Origin of the sequence: Chitinivorax tropicus (assembly GCF_014202905.1) — a bacterium.
In the GTDB taxonomy this organism is placed as follows: Bacteria; Pseudomonadota; Gammaproteobacteria; order Burkholderiales; family SCOH01; genus Chitinivorax; species Chitinivorax tropicus.
The window spans coordinates 22620-39096 of sequence record NZ_JACHHY010000029.1; the positions used below are offsets into that span (position 1 = coordinate 22620).

13 protein-coding genes and 1 tRNA gene are annotated in these 16477 nt (G+C 52.8%); 4 read left to right on the top strand and 10 right to left on the bottom strand.

The window, feature by feature from the left end; genetic code table 11:
* Nucleotides 1-264 precede the first annotated feature (264 nt).
* From phoR to prsT, 3 genes are all read left to right on the top strand, one after another.
* Nucleotides 265-1596 carry a phosphate regulon sensor histidine kinase PhoR gene (gene phoR / locus HNQ59_RS17430; protein ID WP_184041675.1) on the top strand — a complete coding sequence of 444 codons (1332 nt, stop codon included), beginning with the start codon at nucleotides 265-267 and terminating at the stop codon, nucleotides 1594-1596.
* A gap of 390 nt (nucleotides 1597-1986) precedes the next feature.
* Nucleotides 1987-2742: a PEP-CTERM sorting domain-containing protein gene (locus HNQ59_RS17435; protein WP_184041676.1), complete on the top strand. Its 756-nt coding sequence runs from the start codon at nucleotides 1987-1989 to the stop codon at nucleotides 2740-2742.
* A 236-nt stretch (nucleotides 2743-2978) separates the two neighbouring features.
* Nucleotides 2979-5768 carry an XrtA/PEP-CTERM system TPR-repeat protein PrsT gene (gene prsT, locus HNQ59_RS17440; protein ID WP_184041677.1) on the top strand — a complete coding sequence of 930 codons (2790 nt, stop codon included), beginning with the start codon at nucleotides 2979-2981 and terminating at the stop codon, nucleotides 5766-5768.
* Nucleotides 5769-5797: 29 nt separating this feature from the next.
* On the opposite strand, the gene ampD is transcribed toward prsT, so the two are convergent.
* The 9 genes from ampD to queA all read right to left on the bottom strand — a co-directional run bounded on the left by ampD (nucleotide 5798) and on the right by queA (nucleotide 15820).
* Nucleotides 5798-6358: a 1,6-anhydro-N-acetylmuramyl-L-alanine amidase AmpD gene (ampD, locus tag HNQ59_RS17445; protein WP_184041678.1), complete on the bottom strand. Its 561-nt coding sequence runs from the start codon at nucleotides 6356-6358 to the stop codon at nucleotides 5798-5800.
* A 15-nt stretch (nucleotides 6359-6373) separates the two neighbouring features.
* Complete coding sequence (locus HNQ59_RS17450; protein ID WP_184041679.1) at nucleotides 6374-7021, bottom strand: DedA family protein; 648 nt, start codon at nucleotides 7019-7021, stop codon at nucleotides 6374-6376.
* Between the two features lie 128 nt (nucleotides 7022-7149).
* On the bottom strand, nucleotides 7150-8082 hold the full coding sequence (gene secF / locus HNQ59_RS17455) for a protein translocase subunit SecF (protein ID WP_184041680.1): 933 nt from the start codon (nucleotides 8080-8082) through the stop codon (nucleotides 7150-7152).
* Between the two features lie 15 nt (nucleotides 8083-8097).
* Nucleotides 8098-9921 carry a protein translocase subunit SecD gene (gene secD / locus HNQ59_RS17460; RefSeq protein ID WP_184041681.1) on the bottom strand — a complete coding sequence of 608 codons (1824 nt, stop codon included), beginning with the start codon at nucleotides 9919-9921 and terminating at the stop codon, nucleotides 8098-8100.
* Nucleotides 9922-9976: 55 nt separating this feature from the next.
* On the bottom strand, nucleotides 9977-10300 hold the full coding sequence (gene yajC / locus HNQ59_RS17465) for a preprotein translocase subunit YajC (RefSeq protein ID WP_184041682.1): 324 nt from the start codon (nucleotides 10298-10300) through the stop codon (nucleotides 9977-9979).
* Nucleotides 10301-10507: 207 nt separating this feature from the next.
* The gene (gene trpS, locus HNQ59_RS17470) at nucleotides 10508-11542 is read right to left on the bottom strand and encodes a tryptophan--tRNA ligase (RefSeq protein WP_184041683.1); all 1035 of its coding nucleotides are present in this window, start codon (nucleotides 11540-11542) and stop codon (nucleotides 10508-10510) included.
* Between the two features lie 271 nt (nucleotides 11543-11813).
* Nucleotides 11814-12935, bottom strand: coding sequence for a tRNA guanosine(34) transglycosylase Tgt (gene tgt, locus HNQ59_RS17475; RefSeq protein WP_184041684.1), 1122 nt, complete (start codon nucleotides 12933-12935; stop codon nucleotides 11814-11816).
* Between the two features lie 1032 nt (nucleotides 12936-13967).
* Complete coding sequence (locus HNQ59_RS17480; RefSeq protein ID WP_184041685.1) at nucleotides 13968-14789, bottom strand: metallophosphoesterase; 822 nt, start codon at nucleotides 14787-14789, stop codon at nucleotides 13968-13970.
* Between the two features lie 8 nt (nucleotides 14790-14797).
* The gene (gene queA / locus HNQ59_RS17485) at nucleotides 14798-15820 is read right to left on the bottom strand and encodes a tRNA preQ1(34) S-adenosylmethionine ribosyltransferase-isomerase QueA (RefSeq protein WP_184041686.1); all 1023 of its coding nucleotides are present in this window, start codon (nucleotides 15818-15820) and stop codon (nucleotides 14798-14800) included.
* Nucleotides 15821-16051: 231 nt separating this feature from the next.
* Here queA and HNQ59_RS17490 point away from each other — a divergent pair.
* Nucleotides 16052-16138, top strand: a tRNA-Leu gene (locus tag HNQ59_RS17490).
* A 152-nt stretch (nucleotides 16139-16290) separates the two neighbouring features.
* Here HNQ59_RS17490 and HNQ59_RS17495 read toward each other — a convergent pair.
* Nucleotides 16291-16477: integrase core domain-containing protein (locus HNQ59_RS17495; RefSeq protein WP_184041687.1), on the bottom strand; the 187-nt coding region annotated here is incomplete at its 5' end.

Here is a 16477-nt window from a genome sequence, read left to right on the forward strand (position 1 = left end):
TAGCTCGTCAGCGGACAATGCTTGGAATCGCGCAGGTGCATGCATGCTGTGCTCTGCCTACAGCTAGGCAATTGCCCGCACCTGCTGCAAACGGTTTCCTGGCGTGATCTATCCCTCGTGAACGAGATCACAGCCCTTTCCGCAGCAAGCAACAATACGTGGCCAAACCCAGCAAGCATGTAATAATTGGGGCTCGGTGCCATGTGACCTTGGCACCAGTTTTCCATGTACCCAAGTGATGTTCACCACCTAAAGCGATAGATCTTGTCTGGCATTTATAGTCGAACGTTTGCCATCCTGGGCGCCATGGCCTTTGTTTCCGGGGCAGTCTGGGGGTTACTTGGCGCGCTGCCGGCCCTGGCCGCAGGCATGTTGCAGCTGCTGATTTTCCTGCTGTTCCACATCGTGCATCTGGCCAAGCTGCACAGCTGGCTGAAGCAACCCACGCTGGATCGCGTACCGGAAAGCCTGGGCGGCTGGGATGAAGTCTACACCCAGCTCTATCAGATGGTCCGATCCCAATCGCGCAGCCAACAAAAGCTATCCACCGCACTTGACCGATTCATCAGCGCCGGCGAAGCCATGCCTGACGGCGTGGTCGTCCTGAACGAAAAAGACCGGATCGAGTGGTGCAACCCTGTTGCCATGCGCCATTTTGGCCTGGACCGCCGCCAGGACATTGGCCAACAGATCAGCTATCTGGTCAGAAACCCCGATTTCGTCAACTACTTGCATGCCCACGATGCAGCCCAACCGCTCATCTACCGAGGCACACGCGATAAAGACCTGATCCTGGCCATACAGATCGTTCCGTTTGACTCGACACGGAAGCTCCTGATCAGCCGGGACATCACCCAGCTGGAAAAAGTACAGACCGTCCACCGCGATTTCGTCGCCAATGTATCCCATGAGCTGCGAACACCCTTGACAGTCATCGGCGGTTTTCTGGAAACCCTGCTGGATCTGGACGAACCCGCACCGGGCATCGTCCGCAAATACATGGACTTGATGCTGTCACAAACCAAGCGCATGCAGCGGATTGTGGAAGACCTGCTGACGTTGTCTCGCCTGGAGAACCACCAGAACAGCCTGCGTATCGAGCCAATCAACGTACCCGCTTTGCTACAGAGCATTCTGAGCGAAGCCCAAGGCCTGTCGGCTGGCCGCCATGAAGTCACACTCACCATTCAAACCGAACACTGGGTGCTAGGTAGCCGTGACGAGCTACACAGCGCTTTTGCAAACCTGGTATCCAATGCCATCAGATACACCCCGGAAGGGGGTCGAATCACGCTGTCATGGCGTATCGAACATCGACAAGGCGTGTTTCAGGTATCTGACACCGGCATCGGCATCGAACCGCAGCACATCCCTCGTTTGACAGAACGTTTCTACAGAGTTGACAAGGGGCGGGCTCGGGACACAGGCGGAACCGGGCTGGGTTTGGCCATCGTGAAACATATCCTGCTACGGCACGATGCCAAACTTGATATTACCTCCACACCAGGTGAAGGCAGTCATTTCACCATCTACTTCCCTACCGAGAGCCTCACGCCGAGCGCACAGAAAAACATCGCAGCAGATGCCCATTCTTAGATATACCCAACCAGGGTAAATCACCCTCCGCCAAAATACTGCATATACGAATATAAACTGCCACCAACACCACTTTCCTTCTACTTCAGTATTGATCAGCAAAAGCGAGTTTTTCCTCGACATCTTGTCACTCAAACGTCATAATATGGCATCCTGCCGTGAACTACGAATTCGATAATCCATATGTCGAGATATTTTACATGGCGAGATTTGCAATACTCCCATTTCCTCGATAACCCTTGGAATAAGCGTGTCTATATTCTATTGGCATGATGCTTGCTAGAAGATATGTAATTCTAAGAATATTTGCGTGGCCGAAATAGATTGCCCTAACTTAGCCACAAAAGTAGGAATTTTCAGTAAATTCAGCTTCTTGCGATGAGGTCATTCATGAAAACAGGTAAAATTCTATCAATAGCGATGGCGCTGAGCGTGGTGACAGCAGCGCCTGCCTTTGCGGCCAACATGCCCGTCAGTTGGAGCTTTGCATCCGCCAGTGACAGTACGTATGCAAGCTCACTGACCTTGACTGGGGCCAACGGCGCCAAAATCAAGGCCCGCGCGTATTCTTCCTCCCAAACCGATGGCAGTGGCGCGTTGGGCGGTGCCTGGATGAAATCCTGGGGATCATCTGGTATCGGCATCGCCAATTGCACCAGCGGCATCAGTTGCAATGAAACCCAGGCCCCCAACCATAGCATTGATACACAAGGTAAAAATGACTTCCTGCTACTGGAATTCGACGATTTTTACACCGTCAATGACTTCAAGATCGGCTGGAGCGGTCGTGACTATAGCTCCAGTTACGATTCAGACATCCAGCTCTGGTCTGGCCCAGCATCCGGTGCAGCAGGCCTGGATCTGACGGGTGCGTGCATCAGCGGCTGTGCAACAACGCTGGCATCCCTTGGATTCACCAGCACCAAGGTCTTCAATGATGTCATCACCGATCAAAGCAACCCTGTTACCGGCTTGAACAAGTCACGCTACCTGTTGGTTTCAGGTGCGTTGAACTCAGGTGACAACGACTACTTCAAGTTCAAATCCGTCTCAGGCGCCCGTGGGCTGGTACCCGAGCCCGAGAGCTTGGCGCTACTGGGCTTAGGCTTGGCGGGGCTTGGCTTGGTGCGTCGCCGCAAGCGCTGACCACTGGCCAGCTGCTACGAAAACAAAAAAGGTCACCTCTTGGGTGACCTTTTTGTCAGGCTCGAGCCAATCTGGCAAACCACGCAATGCACACAACATTGCAGCCTCCTCAGGTTTGGTGGACACAATCCCCGGTCTCCGTCGAATGCATGGCAACCGAACCCAGTCTGGTCGGCAATGCGCAGCCGCCTGTTATACACTCCAAAGTACACTTGCCCCGTTCACACTTGCAGGCTATGAATCCATACACATCCCGCCGCATCAAGCCAACGTTGATTTCGTTACTGTTCATCAGCCTGAGCCTTCAAGGGTGTGGCGATCGGCTGAAAAACCATGACCAGCTGGTGGAAGAAGCACGTCAGGCAAGCGCCAAAGGAGATCACTCCACTGCGGCGATCAACCTGAAATCTGCCGTGGAAAAGGAACCCGAGCGTGCCCAGACCAGGGTTCTACTGGCGCAGACATTGCTGGACAGCGGACAAGCAGCAGATGCGGAAAAGCAACTGCGACGTGCATTTCAAATCAATAATGATCAGAAGCTCATCACCCCCTTGCTTGTCAAAACCCTGCTGGCACAAAAGAACTACAAGGGCATCATTGAGGAAACGGATATTGCTGCCGGGGCAGGCACACTGGATGGAGAGTCATCGGCGGGCAGAGCCAAAGCCTACTTGATGCTAAACCGCATTGATGAAGCAGAGCGCATCTACACGCAGCTTATCAAACAACAACCTAATGTACTTGCGGCCCAGATCGGCTTGGCCCAGATCGCCGTCTCACGTGGTGATTTGACACAAGCAACTGAATTGATCAACAGCGCCCTGACAACGGCGCCCAATCATGTCGAGGCTTTATATATCCTCGCTACACTGCACACCGCCAAAAATGATACCGATGGTGCAATTGCGACATACCGCAAGATCATCACCCAAGCCGCAAAGGAAGCCACTGCCTATGTGCGACTGGTGGATCTCTTGGCCGCCAGAAAGCAATTCGAAGTAGCGCAGCAGGAAATCAGCAAACTCAGGCAGACCCAGGGTATGGCGGGTATGGTCGATTATCTGTCGGCCATCGTTGCATTCAGGCAAGGCAAGCTGGATGAAGCGCGGAAACTGATCCAAAGTGCGGATCGGGAAATGCCGCAGTTTGTGCCCTCCATGTTGCTGGCCGGGCAGATCGAGCTGGCCGCAAATGATCCACAAAAGGCAGCCAATGCTTTTCAGCAGGTGCTGAATCTCTCTCCAAATGACATTCAAGCCCGGATGTTGCTGGCACAAGCTCAAATACTACTGAAGCAGCCGCAACAAGCCTACGAAACACTCAAGCCGGCCTTGCTGGCCGCCCCCTACTCCGCACCGCTTTATACACTGGCGGGTGAGGCCCTGCTATACAGCAACGATGACCGCCAAGCAATTGCCTTTCTGGAATACGCTGCCAAACTGGCGCCGGACAGCGCCCGAGTGAGCCAATCACTGACATTGTCCAAAATGGCTAAAGGGGGGGTGACGGACGACCACTTGATGCAGAGCAAAATCAACCCTCGAACCACTGAGGTAGTGAAAATCATCAATGCCTTGAATGCGGGCAAACTGGCTGAGGCTGAGCAAATGGCGGCCAAGCACGCCAACAACCACCAGGACGATGCACTCATGCACAATCTGCTGGGCGTGGCGCGAGCCAGGGCGGGCAAGCATGATCAGGCGAGGCAAGCCTTTGAGAAAGCACTGGCCATCCGGGCGACCTACTATCCCGCATTGGTCAATCTGTCTTTACTGGACATCAAGCTTGGTCATACACAGGCGGCAATCAGCCGTTTCGATCAGCACCTCAAAATGCGCCCAGGTGATGTCACCGCCTTGCTAGGCCGCGCCGAGGTCGGCTTGCGTGCCGGAGAGAAACCCGGTCAAATCGAAAGATTTCTGCAAAGCGCCCACAAGGCAAACCCAGGCATGCTACAACCCGCGCTGATGCTGGCACAGCTCTTTTTCCAGTCTGCGGATCACGGTCGAGCAATGGAATATGCGCTGAAGGCTCGCAATATCGCCCCCAATGATAAAGATGTACTGCAAATACTCGGGATGAGCCAGCTGGCATCGGGCGATCGAAATGGCGCCATCTCCACCCTGACGCAATGGGTCATTGCATCACCAGGCGAGGCGGGGCCGCTGATCCAGCTGGCAAAAGCCCAAGCGGGTGACAATCGAGCAGCCAGCGCGGAACACAGCCTCCGAAAAGCATTGGAAATCGAGCCGAAGAACATTCAAGCACATGTAGAACTTGCTCTGCTTTACGCCAAGGCAGGGCGCGCTGCCGATGCCAATCGGAAACTCGCCGAACTGAGCGATCTGAAACTGTCGGCATCCGATCAGAAAGAGCTTCAGGCAGACATAGCCATGGCAGCGGGCAAATCTGCCGATGCCACATCTACCTATCAATCGCTTTATCAAACCACCCCTAGCCCTCGGCTGTTGTCCAAGCTCCACGATGCGCTGGTACAAGCAGGGAAGGTAGATGAAGCGATTCGCATTGGCCAGACTTGGCTCCAGAACAACCCGGACGACATCGGTAGTCATTACTTCCTGGCAAATGCGGCCTCCAATGCCAAGCGCCCCAAAATTGCGGCAGGTTATTATGAAGTCATCTTGAAAAAGAACCCAGATGATCTGACCGCCCTCAACAATGCAGCCCAAGCTTACGTGCAGTTTGACACCAAACGGGCCATCGACCTCGCCACACAAGCCTTCAAGCTGGCACCAGAAAATCCTTTTGTGCTGGACACCTACGGCTGGTCGTTGTTACACAGCGGGAAATTCAAGGAAGGCATCAAACACATCGAGCTGGCCTATCGGAAAAACGGGCAACAGCCGGACATTCAGTACCACTATGCCGTTGCACTGGCCAAAACAGGGGATCGAATGAGCGCCAAAGAGCGCTTGAGTGAATTATTGAAAACCCACCCCAATTTCCCAGATGCGGCTGAAGCCAAGTATCTATTTGAACAGCTTACCCGAGAAGTCGGTAATTGAACGGATACACCAAGCGGCACCCCGCTTGGCTAGGCAACATGGGGAACGCCCATGTCAAGGATACGCTGCCAATCAAAATAAGGCCCAGGGTCAGTTTTTCTACCTGGCGCGATGTCAGAATGACCTTGAACGTCCACGATCGGGAAATGCCGCCTGAGCAATCGCCCCAACTGTGTCAGACAGTCATATTGCAAGTCGGTGAAAGGCACAAAGTCAGACCCCTCCAACTCGACTCCGATCGAAAAGTCATTGCAGCGCGCTCGCCCACGCCAACTCGACACGCCTGCATGCCATGCCCGATCCAAGCATGATACGAACTGGACCAGCTCACCGTCCCGTCGAATGAAGAAGTGAGCAGAGACCCGCAACTGATGAACCTGCGCATAGAACGGATGTTCATCCGGCGGCAAGGTATTGGTAAAAAGCTGCACCACGCCCGGCCCGCCGAACTGATTGGGCGGCAGGCTGATATTGTGAACCACCAACAGCTCAACCAAGCTTCCCTCCGGGCGCGTGTCAGTATTCGGGGATCGCACATGCGTTGCTGGATGCACCCAGCCGTCGGATGCCATGTTGAATATGAATGCCATCCCCGCCCTCCTGACCTAAGCTGCCCGCTTGGCCGCCTGCCGGTGGCGAATCCACTCAATCACAATCGGCATGACCGAAATGATGATGATGGCAACCATGATCAATTTGAGATTTTGCTGCACGATCGGCAATGAGCCGAAGAAAAAGCCGCCATAGACAAATGCCAGAACCCAAACCGCCGCACCGATCACATTATAGGCAATGAACTTGCTGTAGCTCATCTCACCGATGCCCGCAACAAAAGGCGCAAAGGTACGAACAATCGGGACGAAACGGGCTACGATGATGGTTCGTCCGCCATATTTCTCAAAAAATGCATGCGTCTTGTCAAGATACTCTTTCTTGATCAGCTTGGCATTCGGGCCGGTCAGAATATGTCCGAAACGTCGGCCAATTGCGTAATTGACCGTATCCCCCAGAATGGCTGCCACAATCAGCAAGGCTGCCAGCAGATGCACATTCATCGCTCCCTGCGAGGCCAGGGCGCCAGCCACGAACAACAAGGAATCACCAGGTAGAAATGGCGTTACAACCAGACCGGTTTCGCAAAAAATGATCAGAAACAGAATGCCATACACCCAGGTGCCATATTGCTGCGTCAGCTCCAATAAGTGCTGATCAACATGCAAGATAAAATCGATCAGAAATTTGATGATTTCCATTACCTAATTCACCCCATCAGCGAGAACACTTCGGGCTCGGTTGACACCATGTCTGCTGAACCCAAACAGCACAAAGGCGGGATACCCGCCTTTGTTTTTTTATCATGACCGAATGACGGCTGTGCAACTCAAACCACGGCCTCTTCTTTTTTCTTCACCGGAACAATGAAATGCTCGCGTTTGACGCCAAGCCACATTGCCAGGGGGCATGACACCAATACCGATGAATAAATACCGAAGCAGATGCCAATGGTCAAAGCCAATGCAAAATTATGCAGCGTCGGCCCACCCAGGAACAACATGGAGGTCACCATCATCTGGGTTGACAAGTGGGTGATGATGGTACGGCTCATGGTACTGGTGATGGCATTGTCGATCACTGCGGATACCTCGCCCTTCCGCATCTTGCGGAAGTTCTCCCGAACCCGGTCAAACACCACCACCGATTCGTTGACCGAATACCCCAGCACCGCCAACACACCGGCCAGGACAGGCAGGTCGAATTCCCACTGGAACAGGGAGAAAAAGCCAAGAATGATGATCACATCATGCAGGTTGGCGATAATGGCCGCCACGGCAAAGCGCCACTCAAACCGCAAGCTCAGGTACAACACGATACCCGCGATTACGATACCCAACGCTGTCAAGCCGTGGGAAAACAGCTCCTCCCCAACCGCCGGGCCGACAAACTCAACGCGCCGCAACTCGACAGAGCCATCAGCAGACTTCAGCTTGGTCATGATGTTTTCCGACAGCTGAGCGCTGGTGAGCCCTTTCTTGATCGGCAGACGGATCATGACATCTCTGGATGTCCCGAAATTCTGGACCACCGCGTCAGGGAACCCGATCGATTGCAAGTCGCTACGGACACGATCCAGATTGGCTGTCTGCTTATAGGCCACCTCCATCACTGTTCCGCCGGTGAAATCCACACCAAAGTGAAGCCCTTTGGTCATCAGGAAAACAACCGCAGCAATAAAGGTGAGCAAAGAGACGATATTGAACTTCAGCGCATGGCGCATGAAGGGGATGTCTTTTTTGACGTGAAATAGTTCTAACATGCTGGACCCCTACATTTACACCGACACGCTTTGCAAGCGGCGACGGTAACCATAGATCAGGTTAGTCATACCACGAGCGACAAATACCGCGCTGAACATGGATGTCAAAATACCCAGACAGTGAACAACCGCGAAGCCGCGAACAGCACCGGATCCGAAAATCAGCAGTGCCACACCTGCAATCAAGGTTGTCACATTCGAATCCAGAATCGTCGCCCAGGCATGCTCATAGCCGGCTTTGATTGCCGCCTGGGGAGATACCCCATTGCGCACTTCTTCACGAATACGTTCGTTGATCAACACGTTGGCATCAATTGCCATCCCCAGCGTCAGCGCAATGGCCGCGATGCCAGGCAGCGTAAGGGTGGCTTGCAGCATCGACAGAACCGAAATCAACAAGAACAGGTTGACGCCCAACGCAAAGGTCGCGATGAAGCCCATCATCCGGTAGTAGACCAGCATGAATAGCATGATGGCGACAAATCCATACAATGTGGATTTGAACCCTTTTTCAATATTCTCTTTACCCAGGCTTGGCCCGACGGTGCGCTCTTCGACAATGGTCATCGGGGCGGCCAACGCACCAGATCGCAACAACAAGGCCGTGTCATTGGCTTCAGCCGTATTCATCGACCCGGAGATCTGCACGCGGCCACCACCGATTTCAGTCCGGATGACTGGCGCAGTGACGACTTCCGCTTTGCCCTTTTCAACCAGGATCATGGCCATGCGGCGACCGATATTGTCACGGGTCAGCTGCTTGAAAATGGCAGCGCCCTTGCTGTCCAGATTGATATGCACGGCGGCTTCGCCGTTTTCACTGAAGCCAGGTTGCGCATCATTGATGTTGTCTCCGGTCAGCTCAACGTCTTTCTTGACCAGGATCTTCGAGGGCATGCCACTTGGGCTGACTTCATCGAGTAATTCGTAGCCCACCGGGACATTACCGGCCTGGGCATCTTGTAATTTGGATGAATCATCCTCAACCAACCGGACTTCCAGCGAAGCGGTACGACCCAGGATGTCTTTGGCTTTGGCGGTATCCTGCACGCCAGGCAGCTGGACCACGATCCGATCTTCACCTTGTTGTTGGATGATCGGCTCTGCCACACCCAATTCATTCACGCGATTGTGCAAGGTGGTGATGTTCTGCTTGACCGAGTCGGTCTGTACGCGCTTCAGCTCTTCTGGCTTCACAGCCGCCACCAGCTTGATGTCGCCGTCTTCCTGAGTCTTCACCAGCAGCGTGGGCAGATCCTTCTCGATGGCAGCACGCGCTGCACGCAGCTCTTCCACATCACGGAATTTGACTTCAATGTTGTTGCCGATCCTGCGAATCTGGCCATAACGGATCTTTTTGTCCCGCAAATCACGGCGAATATCTGCCGAGTAGCGTTCCATGGCTTTGTCCATGGCAGCTTGCATATCGATCTGAAGCAGGAAGTGCACCCCACCCCGTAGATCCAGCCCCAGGAACATTGGGCGAGCATGCAGACGCGTCATCCAGTCTGGTGTCTTGGAAACGCTGTTCAATGCGACGATATAAGCACCACCCAACGATTTCTGAATGATGTCTCGTGCCTGATACTGAGCGTTTTGATCTTTGACCTTGACTTTGATACTGCTGCCATCCAGCAGCGCGCCATCCATCGGCACATGGGCATCAGCCAGCGCTTTTTCGATCTGCTTCAGTGTCGTCGAATCAATCTTGGTTGACTGACGTTCCGGAGAAATCTGTACAGCAGGCGAATCCCCATAGAAATTGGGGATGGTGTAGAGCGTACCGATGATCAGCGCCAACGCGATGATCACGTATTTCCAGACAGGATATCGGTTCATATTCGAGGTAATACAAAACGTAACGCCCGATCACGTCGGGCGCCAACGCAAGAAGTTAAATATTCTTCAACGTACCCTTGGGCAACACTGCGGTAATCGCAGGGCGCTGCAGGGTCATCTCCACTTTGTCGGCCACTTCGATCACGACATATTGATCCGACAGTTTCACGACCTTTCCAACCAAGCCACCATTGGTCGAAACTTCATCACCTTTTTGCAAATTGGCCAGCATGTTCTGGTGCTCTTTCATTTTCTTCTGCTGAGGCCGGATCAGCATGAAGTAGAAAAGCACAAAAATAACGACCATCGGCAACAATGAAATAAAGTCAAAGCCAGCGGGCGCTGCAGCCTGCCCGTTTGCATATGCGGTACCAATCATGTGGAAAAAGCTCCGGAGAGAGTCCAAACAAAACCGGCATTGTAGCCGGAAGCGATCACAAATTCGAGCAACGATTCAAACGAATTCGTCAGCATGAGTCCGGAAGCTAAGACTGCAGCGAGGTTGCCGGGTTCCCTACCATGGTCTGACCAAGATTCGGCCACCCGCAACACTCAGGACAATAGCATACATCAAACACCAGATGGATTACAGGAAGTAATAATCCAGCCCGATCTCACGGCGGACTTCCGACAAGGTTCTGGCCGCCTCTTCCCGTGCAATCAGAGAATGTTTGCGCAACATCTCCAACACAGCAGCTTTATCGGTAGCCATTTCCGCCCGCTTTGCCCGAATAGGCTGCAACAGGGCCTGCAAACGGTCCTCAAGCTGTCGTTTGACCACGCTATCCGCCAAGCCGCCTTGTTGATAGCGCCGCTTCAGATCTGCCACCAAATCGACATCCGGCTCAAAGGCATCCAGATAGGTGAACACCACATTGCCCTCTACCTGGCCAGGATCTTCCACTCGAAGGTGATGCGGGTCGGTGAACATCTGCTTTACGGCTTTGCTAATTTCGTCGGCGGAGGCGGACAGCGGCAGGCTATTGCCGAGTGATTTGCTCATCTTTGCCTGACCGTCAATCCCTGGCAATCGCCCCACTTTGGGTACGATAGCCTCAGCCTCAACCAACACGTCCCGACCAAGGCTTCGATTCATCCGGCGGACAATTTCATTGGTCTGCTCGATCATTGGCAATTGATCTTCACCAACCGGGACATAGTTTGCCTTGAATGCAGTAATGTCGGCAGCCTGACTCACCGGGTAGCTGAGAAAACCCGCAGGAATGTCACGCTCAAAGCCACGTTGGCGGATTTCTTCCTTGACTGTTGGATTGCGCTCCAGCCGGGCAACTGAAACCAGATTCAGGTACAAAACGGTCAGCTCGGCCAATTCAGGCACTTTGGATTGGATGAAGATGGTGGATTTCGCGGGATCGATGCCCACAGCCAGATAATCCAAGGCAACCTCGACTACATTCTCACGGACTTTTGCATAGTTGCCCATGTTGTCGGTCAATGCCTGCATATCGGCAATCAGCACGAATTGTTTGTACTGATCCTGAAACAACACCCGATTTCGCAGAGAGCCAACCAGGTGGCCGAGATGAAGCGGCCCGGTTGGGCGATCACCGGTCAATATCACCGGTTTTCTTGGGGGAATATAGCTATTGTCTTGACTCATGATGCGCTCCAAAAAAGCCTGCTCACCGTTTTTGGGCGCCTGAAAACGAACATGCCGCCCAATTCGGCGGCATGTTGATGATGTTCAATTGATGCAATGAACCCACGGTGCCGCCAGCTGAAAGCGCCACCAGTAAAAAAAACCAAATACAAATGCGGGTTTGTTCGTTTGCATGTCGTTGATCATGTCACGCGTAACAGATGCTCGTCAAGGCCAGGAAACGCTCACTCACACGCCCCAGCAATGATTTCGCTTACATGTTGTACGGGCATCAGCCACCTGTCGATTTCAGAACCTGCCGCTCATCTCTGAATTGTGCACGGAATGCTTCGAACTGATCATTGTCAATGGCGGCCCGGATATCCCGCATCAATTGCTGATAGTAGTAGAGATTATGGATAGTGTTCAGCCTCGCCCCCAGGATTTCATTCACGCGCTGCAAGTGGTGCAGATAGGCACGGGTAAAGTGGGTGCAGGTATAGCAGGCGCAAGTCTCATCCAATGGCTTGGTATCAAGCTTATAGCGCGCATTGCGGATCTTGATGTCACCAAAGCGAGTAAACAACCAACCATTACGGGCATTGCGTGTCGGCATGACGCAATCGAACATGTCGATGCCTTTTGATACAGCATAGACCAGATCCTCCGGTGTCCCCACCCCCATCAGATAACGCGGCTTGTTTGCAGGCAGCTTTGGTGCGGTATGGCTGAGGATTCTTTCCATGTCCTCCTTGGGCTCGCCCACCGACAGCCCCCCTACTGCAAACCCGTGAAAATCGATTCCCTGCAACCCTTCCAGCGATTCGTCCCGCAGATCTTCATACATGCCGCCTTGTACAATTCCAAACAGAGCATTGGGATTGGCCAACCGGTCAAATTCATCGCGAGAGCGACGAGCCCAGCGCAGGCTCAATCGCATGGAATCCGCAGCCTCCTGGCGCGTAGCCGGGTAAGGTGTGCACTCGTCAAAAATCATGACGATATCCGAGTTGAGCACCCGCTGAATGCGCATCGATTCCTCAGGCGTCAGAAACAGCTTGTCCCCATTGACTGGGCTTGAGAACTTCACCCCTTGCTCAGTGATCTTGCGCAACTCACCCAGGCTGAAAACCTGAAACCCCCCTGAATCGGTCAAAATAGGTTTGTTCCAGCCCATGAAATCATGCAAACCACCATGCGCAGCAATCACGTCCAGACCAGGGCGCAGCCATAGGTGAAACGTATTGCCCAGCACGATCTGAGCCCCAATGTCGTGAAGCTCATGTGGGCTCATTGCCTTGACAGAGCCGTAGGTCCCGACGGGCATGAAAACGGGTGTCTCGATGCGGCCATGGATCAACTCCAGCGTCCCGCGGCGGGCAGCACCATCTGTCTTATGTAATGTAAATTTCATTTTTATCTTTCCGAAGAAACAGTTCGGTCATCTCCGCAGACGGGGCCACCCGTCGCAGTGGCCATCAATGGCCATCGTTCTTGAACTTCCAATAAAGTGTTGACGCCATACATCAACCATACAACCACCAAGGCGGCTTCTTGACTCAAGTGCTTTACTGCAACTGATCAGCAACTACCGCCGAAGCGGATGGAATGCCTCTGGAAACACTGCGTCAACAGCCTCAAAGCGGGCAGTATTTTAAGATATGACACAACTGATCAGGCAACAATTCGATGCCTCAGCAAGACGAATGAAGAGCTGCCCACAAAATGGGCAAGGGGCGCCTATTGACGCGTACGATACACACCGACAGACACCGGCGAGAAATGCATGAAGGGCCTAAACAATGGCAGTCCGCGTTTTTGTAACATTCCAGCGCCCCATCTCCATGCTGCACTGCAAAACAATCCGGGCGACTTCACATCACTCCTCACCAATCCATACATAATGAGAACCAACTATGCAAACACGAATCACCACACCAATCAGAACTTGAAAAAGTGATTTTTATGAAATATAAAATGATATTAATCAAAACATTGATTGAAATGATGCCATTGCTATTAAGTAATTATTTAGTTATTGGTATAAATACGGATGGGAAACTAGGTAGTATGCACATGACAACGGGGTTATCCCGTAAGGGATACTAGCAATAGGCAGTCATGTCGCAATGCGACAGAATTCGTAGTGTGAAATCCAGCAAGGCGCAAGCCTGCTCCTCTCTCCTAAGATTTTTCGGGGTACCTCAAGTACCCCGTTTTTTTTGCCTTCGATTTCCAAACAAAACGCAGCATCAATCCGGGATTTTTCTATTTCAGTTTGCTGATTATTGAATTGGCCTTTGAGAAATTCGTATCTGCCAAGCCTTCATTTGAACACCCTTTCGAGTATCGGGCACGCTACTTTCATCCGTACGTTGACAAGGCGCGGCGGTTTCACACCGTCGCCCCATTCCATCGACGTTACGTCCGTGCAATAACCACCCGATTAAGCGAGCCACCCCGTTGCAATGCTTGACCCGGCAACTCGAACAGCATGCCCGCCTTCAGGCAGGCGCTCCAACATGGTCAGGTGCATCGGCACGCCGCTGTCTTGATCGCCCACCCAGACGTTACCTTGATATCCCGCACCCGTGTCGACAAAGCAGTGTGAATAGATGGTGACAGGACAAGGGACAGGATTGTGACCACAGTATGTTAAAGACAGGCCAGGATAAAAATCGGGTCTGGCATTGGTCTGTGCGGCCAAACCAGCTTCAAAAGCCAACGTCCGCGCCCAAGTCAACGTGTCAATGATCCCACCAGTGTCTGGCCAAGCTTGGGTATCAATCTCTTGATCGGTCCAGAGCACCACCGGATCAGAACTGGCCAGCAGATGGGCGTGGACCAAGTTGAAGCGACCGCGTGAGTCTTTCCCAACCACAATGACATGGGGTAGCGCCGCAATCTCGTCGCATAACGACCACAATTCCCCATCCAGCGTGTCAATCAGATCATCGGCCCAATCTCCCCCGTTGACTCGGTGAAACATGCGACGTGCGCCTTCAGGATCGGCCAAGGCATCCAGCAACAGCCGTTCATGATTTCCCTGTACCGCAAACAACCATGGCTGCCGCAGCAACCGTAAACAGTCCATCGACCTAGGCCCACGGTCAACCAAGTCACCGGTTGAGAACAACCGATCACATGCAGGATCAAATCGGACCTGATCCAGCAAAAACATCAATTCATCGAAACAACCATGCAAATCGCCCACGATGAAATCCCGACCACGGGTATTGTCCGGCAAATAGGCGACCTTGGGTGTCATGACAAAGGCTACTTGGTAATCAGCATCGCATCACCGTAACTGAAAAAGCGATAGCGTGCTGCGACTGCATGTTGATAAGCCCCTCGGATATGGTCATAGCCAGCAAAAGCACTGACCAACATCAGCAGGGTGGATCTCGGCAAGTGAAAATTGGTCAGCAGGCGGTCAACAGTCTGAAATTGATATCCAGGGGTGATAAAGATATCCGTCTCCCCCTGACCGGCGATCAGACGCCCTGACTGGGACGCAGCCTCCAGCGCACGCAAGCTTGTTGTGCCCACAGCCGTAACACAGCGCCCCTCAGCCTTGGCCCGGCGGATGATGTCCACAGTCTCCGCAGGTATCTCATACCATTCACTGTGCATCGTGTGATCAGCAATGTCATCCACACGAACGGGTTGAAATGTACCAGCCCCGACGTGGAGTGTCACCTCACAGGTCACGACACCCATGTTGCGCAAATCCGTCAACATCACCTCATCGAAATGCAACCCAGCGGTAGGAGCAGCAACAGCACCTGGTTTCTGTGCATAGACCGTCTGATAACGCGTCTCATCATCCGCCTCCGGGTTATGCTCAATATAGGGAGGCAGTGGCAAACGGCCTGATGTCTCCAAAATAGCAAACACATCTTCATCATCCAGAAAGCGCAAATGGAACAACTCGCCATTGCGGCCTACCATTTCAACACGCCAGCGCTCCGCCAGTGTCAGCAAAGTACCCGATTTGGGTGACCGGCTTGCGCGCACGTGAGCCAACACCTCATGTTGGTTGATGATGCGCTCAACCAGCACCTCTACCTGACCGCCACTTTCTTTCTGCCCAAACAAACGGGCTTTGATTACCTTGGTATTGTTGAATACCAACACATCCCCAGCCCTGAGCAAGGCTGGCAAATCCTTGAACTGGCGGTCAGCCATTCCCCCCGTTCCACCATCAAGCGTCAGGAGACGGCTACCCGCCCGTTGATTGGCGGGATATTGAGCGATGAGTTCATCAGGTAGATGGTAATCAAAATCTTCAGTGCGCATTGCCATACTCTATTGCTTCGATTAGAAAACCCACAGCCGGGAAAACCCAGTTGAATGATTAAAAATCCAATTACTTTCCAATACTTAATCATGCTCCGCGCCGATTCGGCACGAAAAATGCAGTGCCGGAGTATAGCCTATGGCACCTAAAATGTGGAAAAGTGCTTGCCAATATGTTTTGCTTAGTACATAATCCGCCGCCTGACTTGATTGCAAGTCACTCCACCGCCTGCCCAGGTGGCGAAATAGGTAGACGCAGCAGACTCAAAATCTGCCGGTGGCAACACCATGCCGGTTCGATTCCGGCCCTGGGCACCATATCGCAATAGTGTCTTTTCCCGTGTGAATATGGGGAAAATAGATGCTAGCTAATACAAAAACTTCCAAACCTCCCCGTCTATTTCCAGATAAATCGATACAGAGGCTAACATCTTCCTCCACTGACCTTTCCCCGTTAGGTATCCCAGTCTTTAATTAGCAACCTGGGTCCTCTGTTGGTGGTGCTTCTGCCGGAATTCTTCCGGCGTTAAATATCCCAGCGCACTATGTGGCCGGGAGCGACTGTAATCGAGACGCCATGCCTCGATCTTCTGCTGCGCATCATGAAGGTTCCGGAATACATGCTGATTCAAGCACTCCTCGCGAAACCTCCCGTTA

Bases quoted from the DNA above. Each gene is read 5' to 3' on its own strand.
- HNQ59_RS17435 (WP_184041676.1), top strand. From the start codon at position 1,987: ATGAAAACAGGTAAAATTCTATCAATAGCGATGGCGCTGAGCGTGGTG.
- prsT (WP_184041677.1), top strand. From the start codon at position 2,979: ATGAATCCATACACATCCCGCCGCATCAAGCCAACGTTGATTTCGTTA.
- ampD (WP_184041678.1), bottom strand. From the start codon at position 6,358: ATGGCATTCATATTCAACATGGCATCCGACGGCTGGGTGCATCCAGCA.
- HNQ59_RS17450 (WP_184041679.1), bottom strand. From the start codon at position 7,021: ATGGAAATCATCAAATTTCTGATCGATTTTATCTTGCATGTTGATCAG.
- secF (WP_184041680.1), bottom strand. From the start codon at position 8,082: ATGTTAGAACTATTTCACGTCAAAAAAGACATCCCCTTCATGCGCCAT.
- secD (WP_184041681.1), bottom strand. From the start codon at position 9,921: ATGAACCGATATCCTGTCTGGAAATACGTGATCATCGCGTTGGCGCTG.
- yajC (WP_184041682.1), bottom strand. From the start codon at position 10,300: ATGATTGGTACCGCATATGCAAACGGGCAGGCTGCAGCGCCCGCTGGC.
- trpS (WP_184041683.1), bottom strand. From the start codon at position 11,542: ATGAGTCAAGACAATAGCTATATTCCCCCAAGAAAACCGGTGATATTG.
- tgt (WP_184041684.1), bottom strand. From the start codon at position 12,935: ATGAAATTTACATTACATAAGACAGATGGTGCTGCCCGCCGCGGGACG.
- HNQ59_RS17480 (WP_184041685.1), bottom strand. From the start codon at position 14,789: ATGACACCCAAGGTCGCCTATTTGCCGGACAATACCCGTGGTCGGGAT.
- queA (WP_184041686.1), bottom strand. From the start codon at position 15,820: ATGCGCACTGAAGATTTTGATTACCATCTACCTGATGAACTCATCGCT.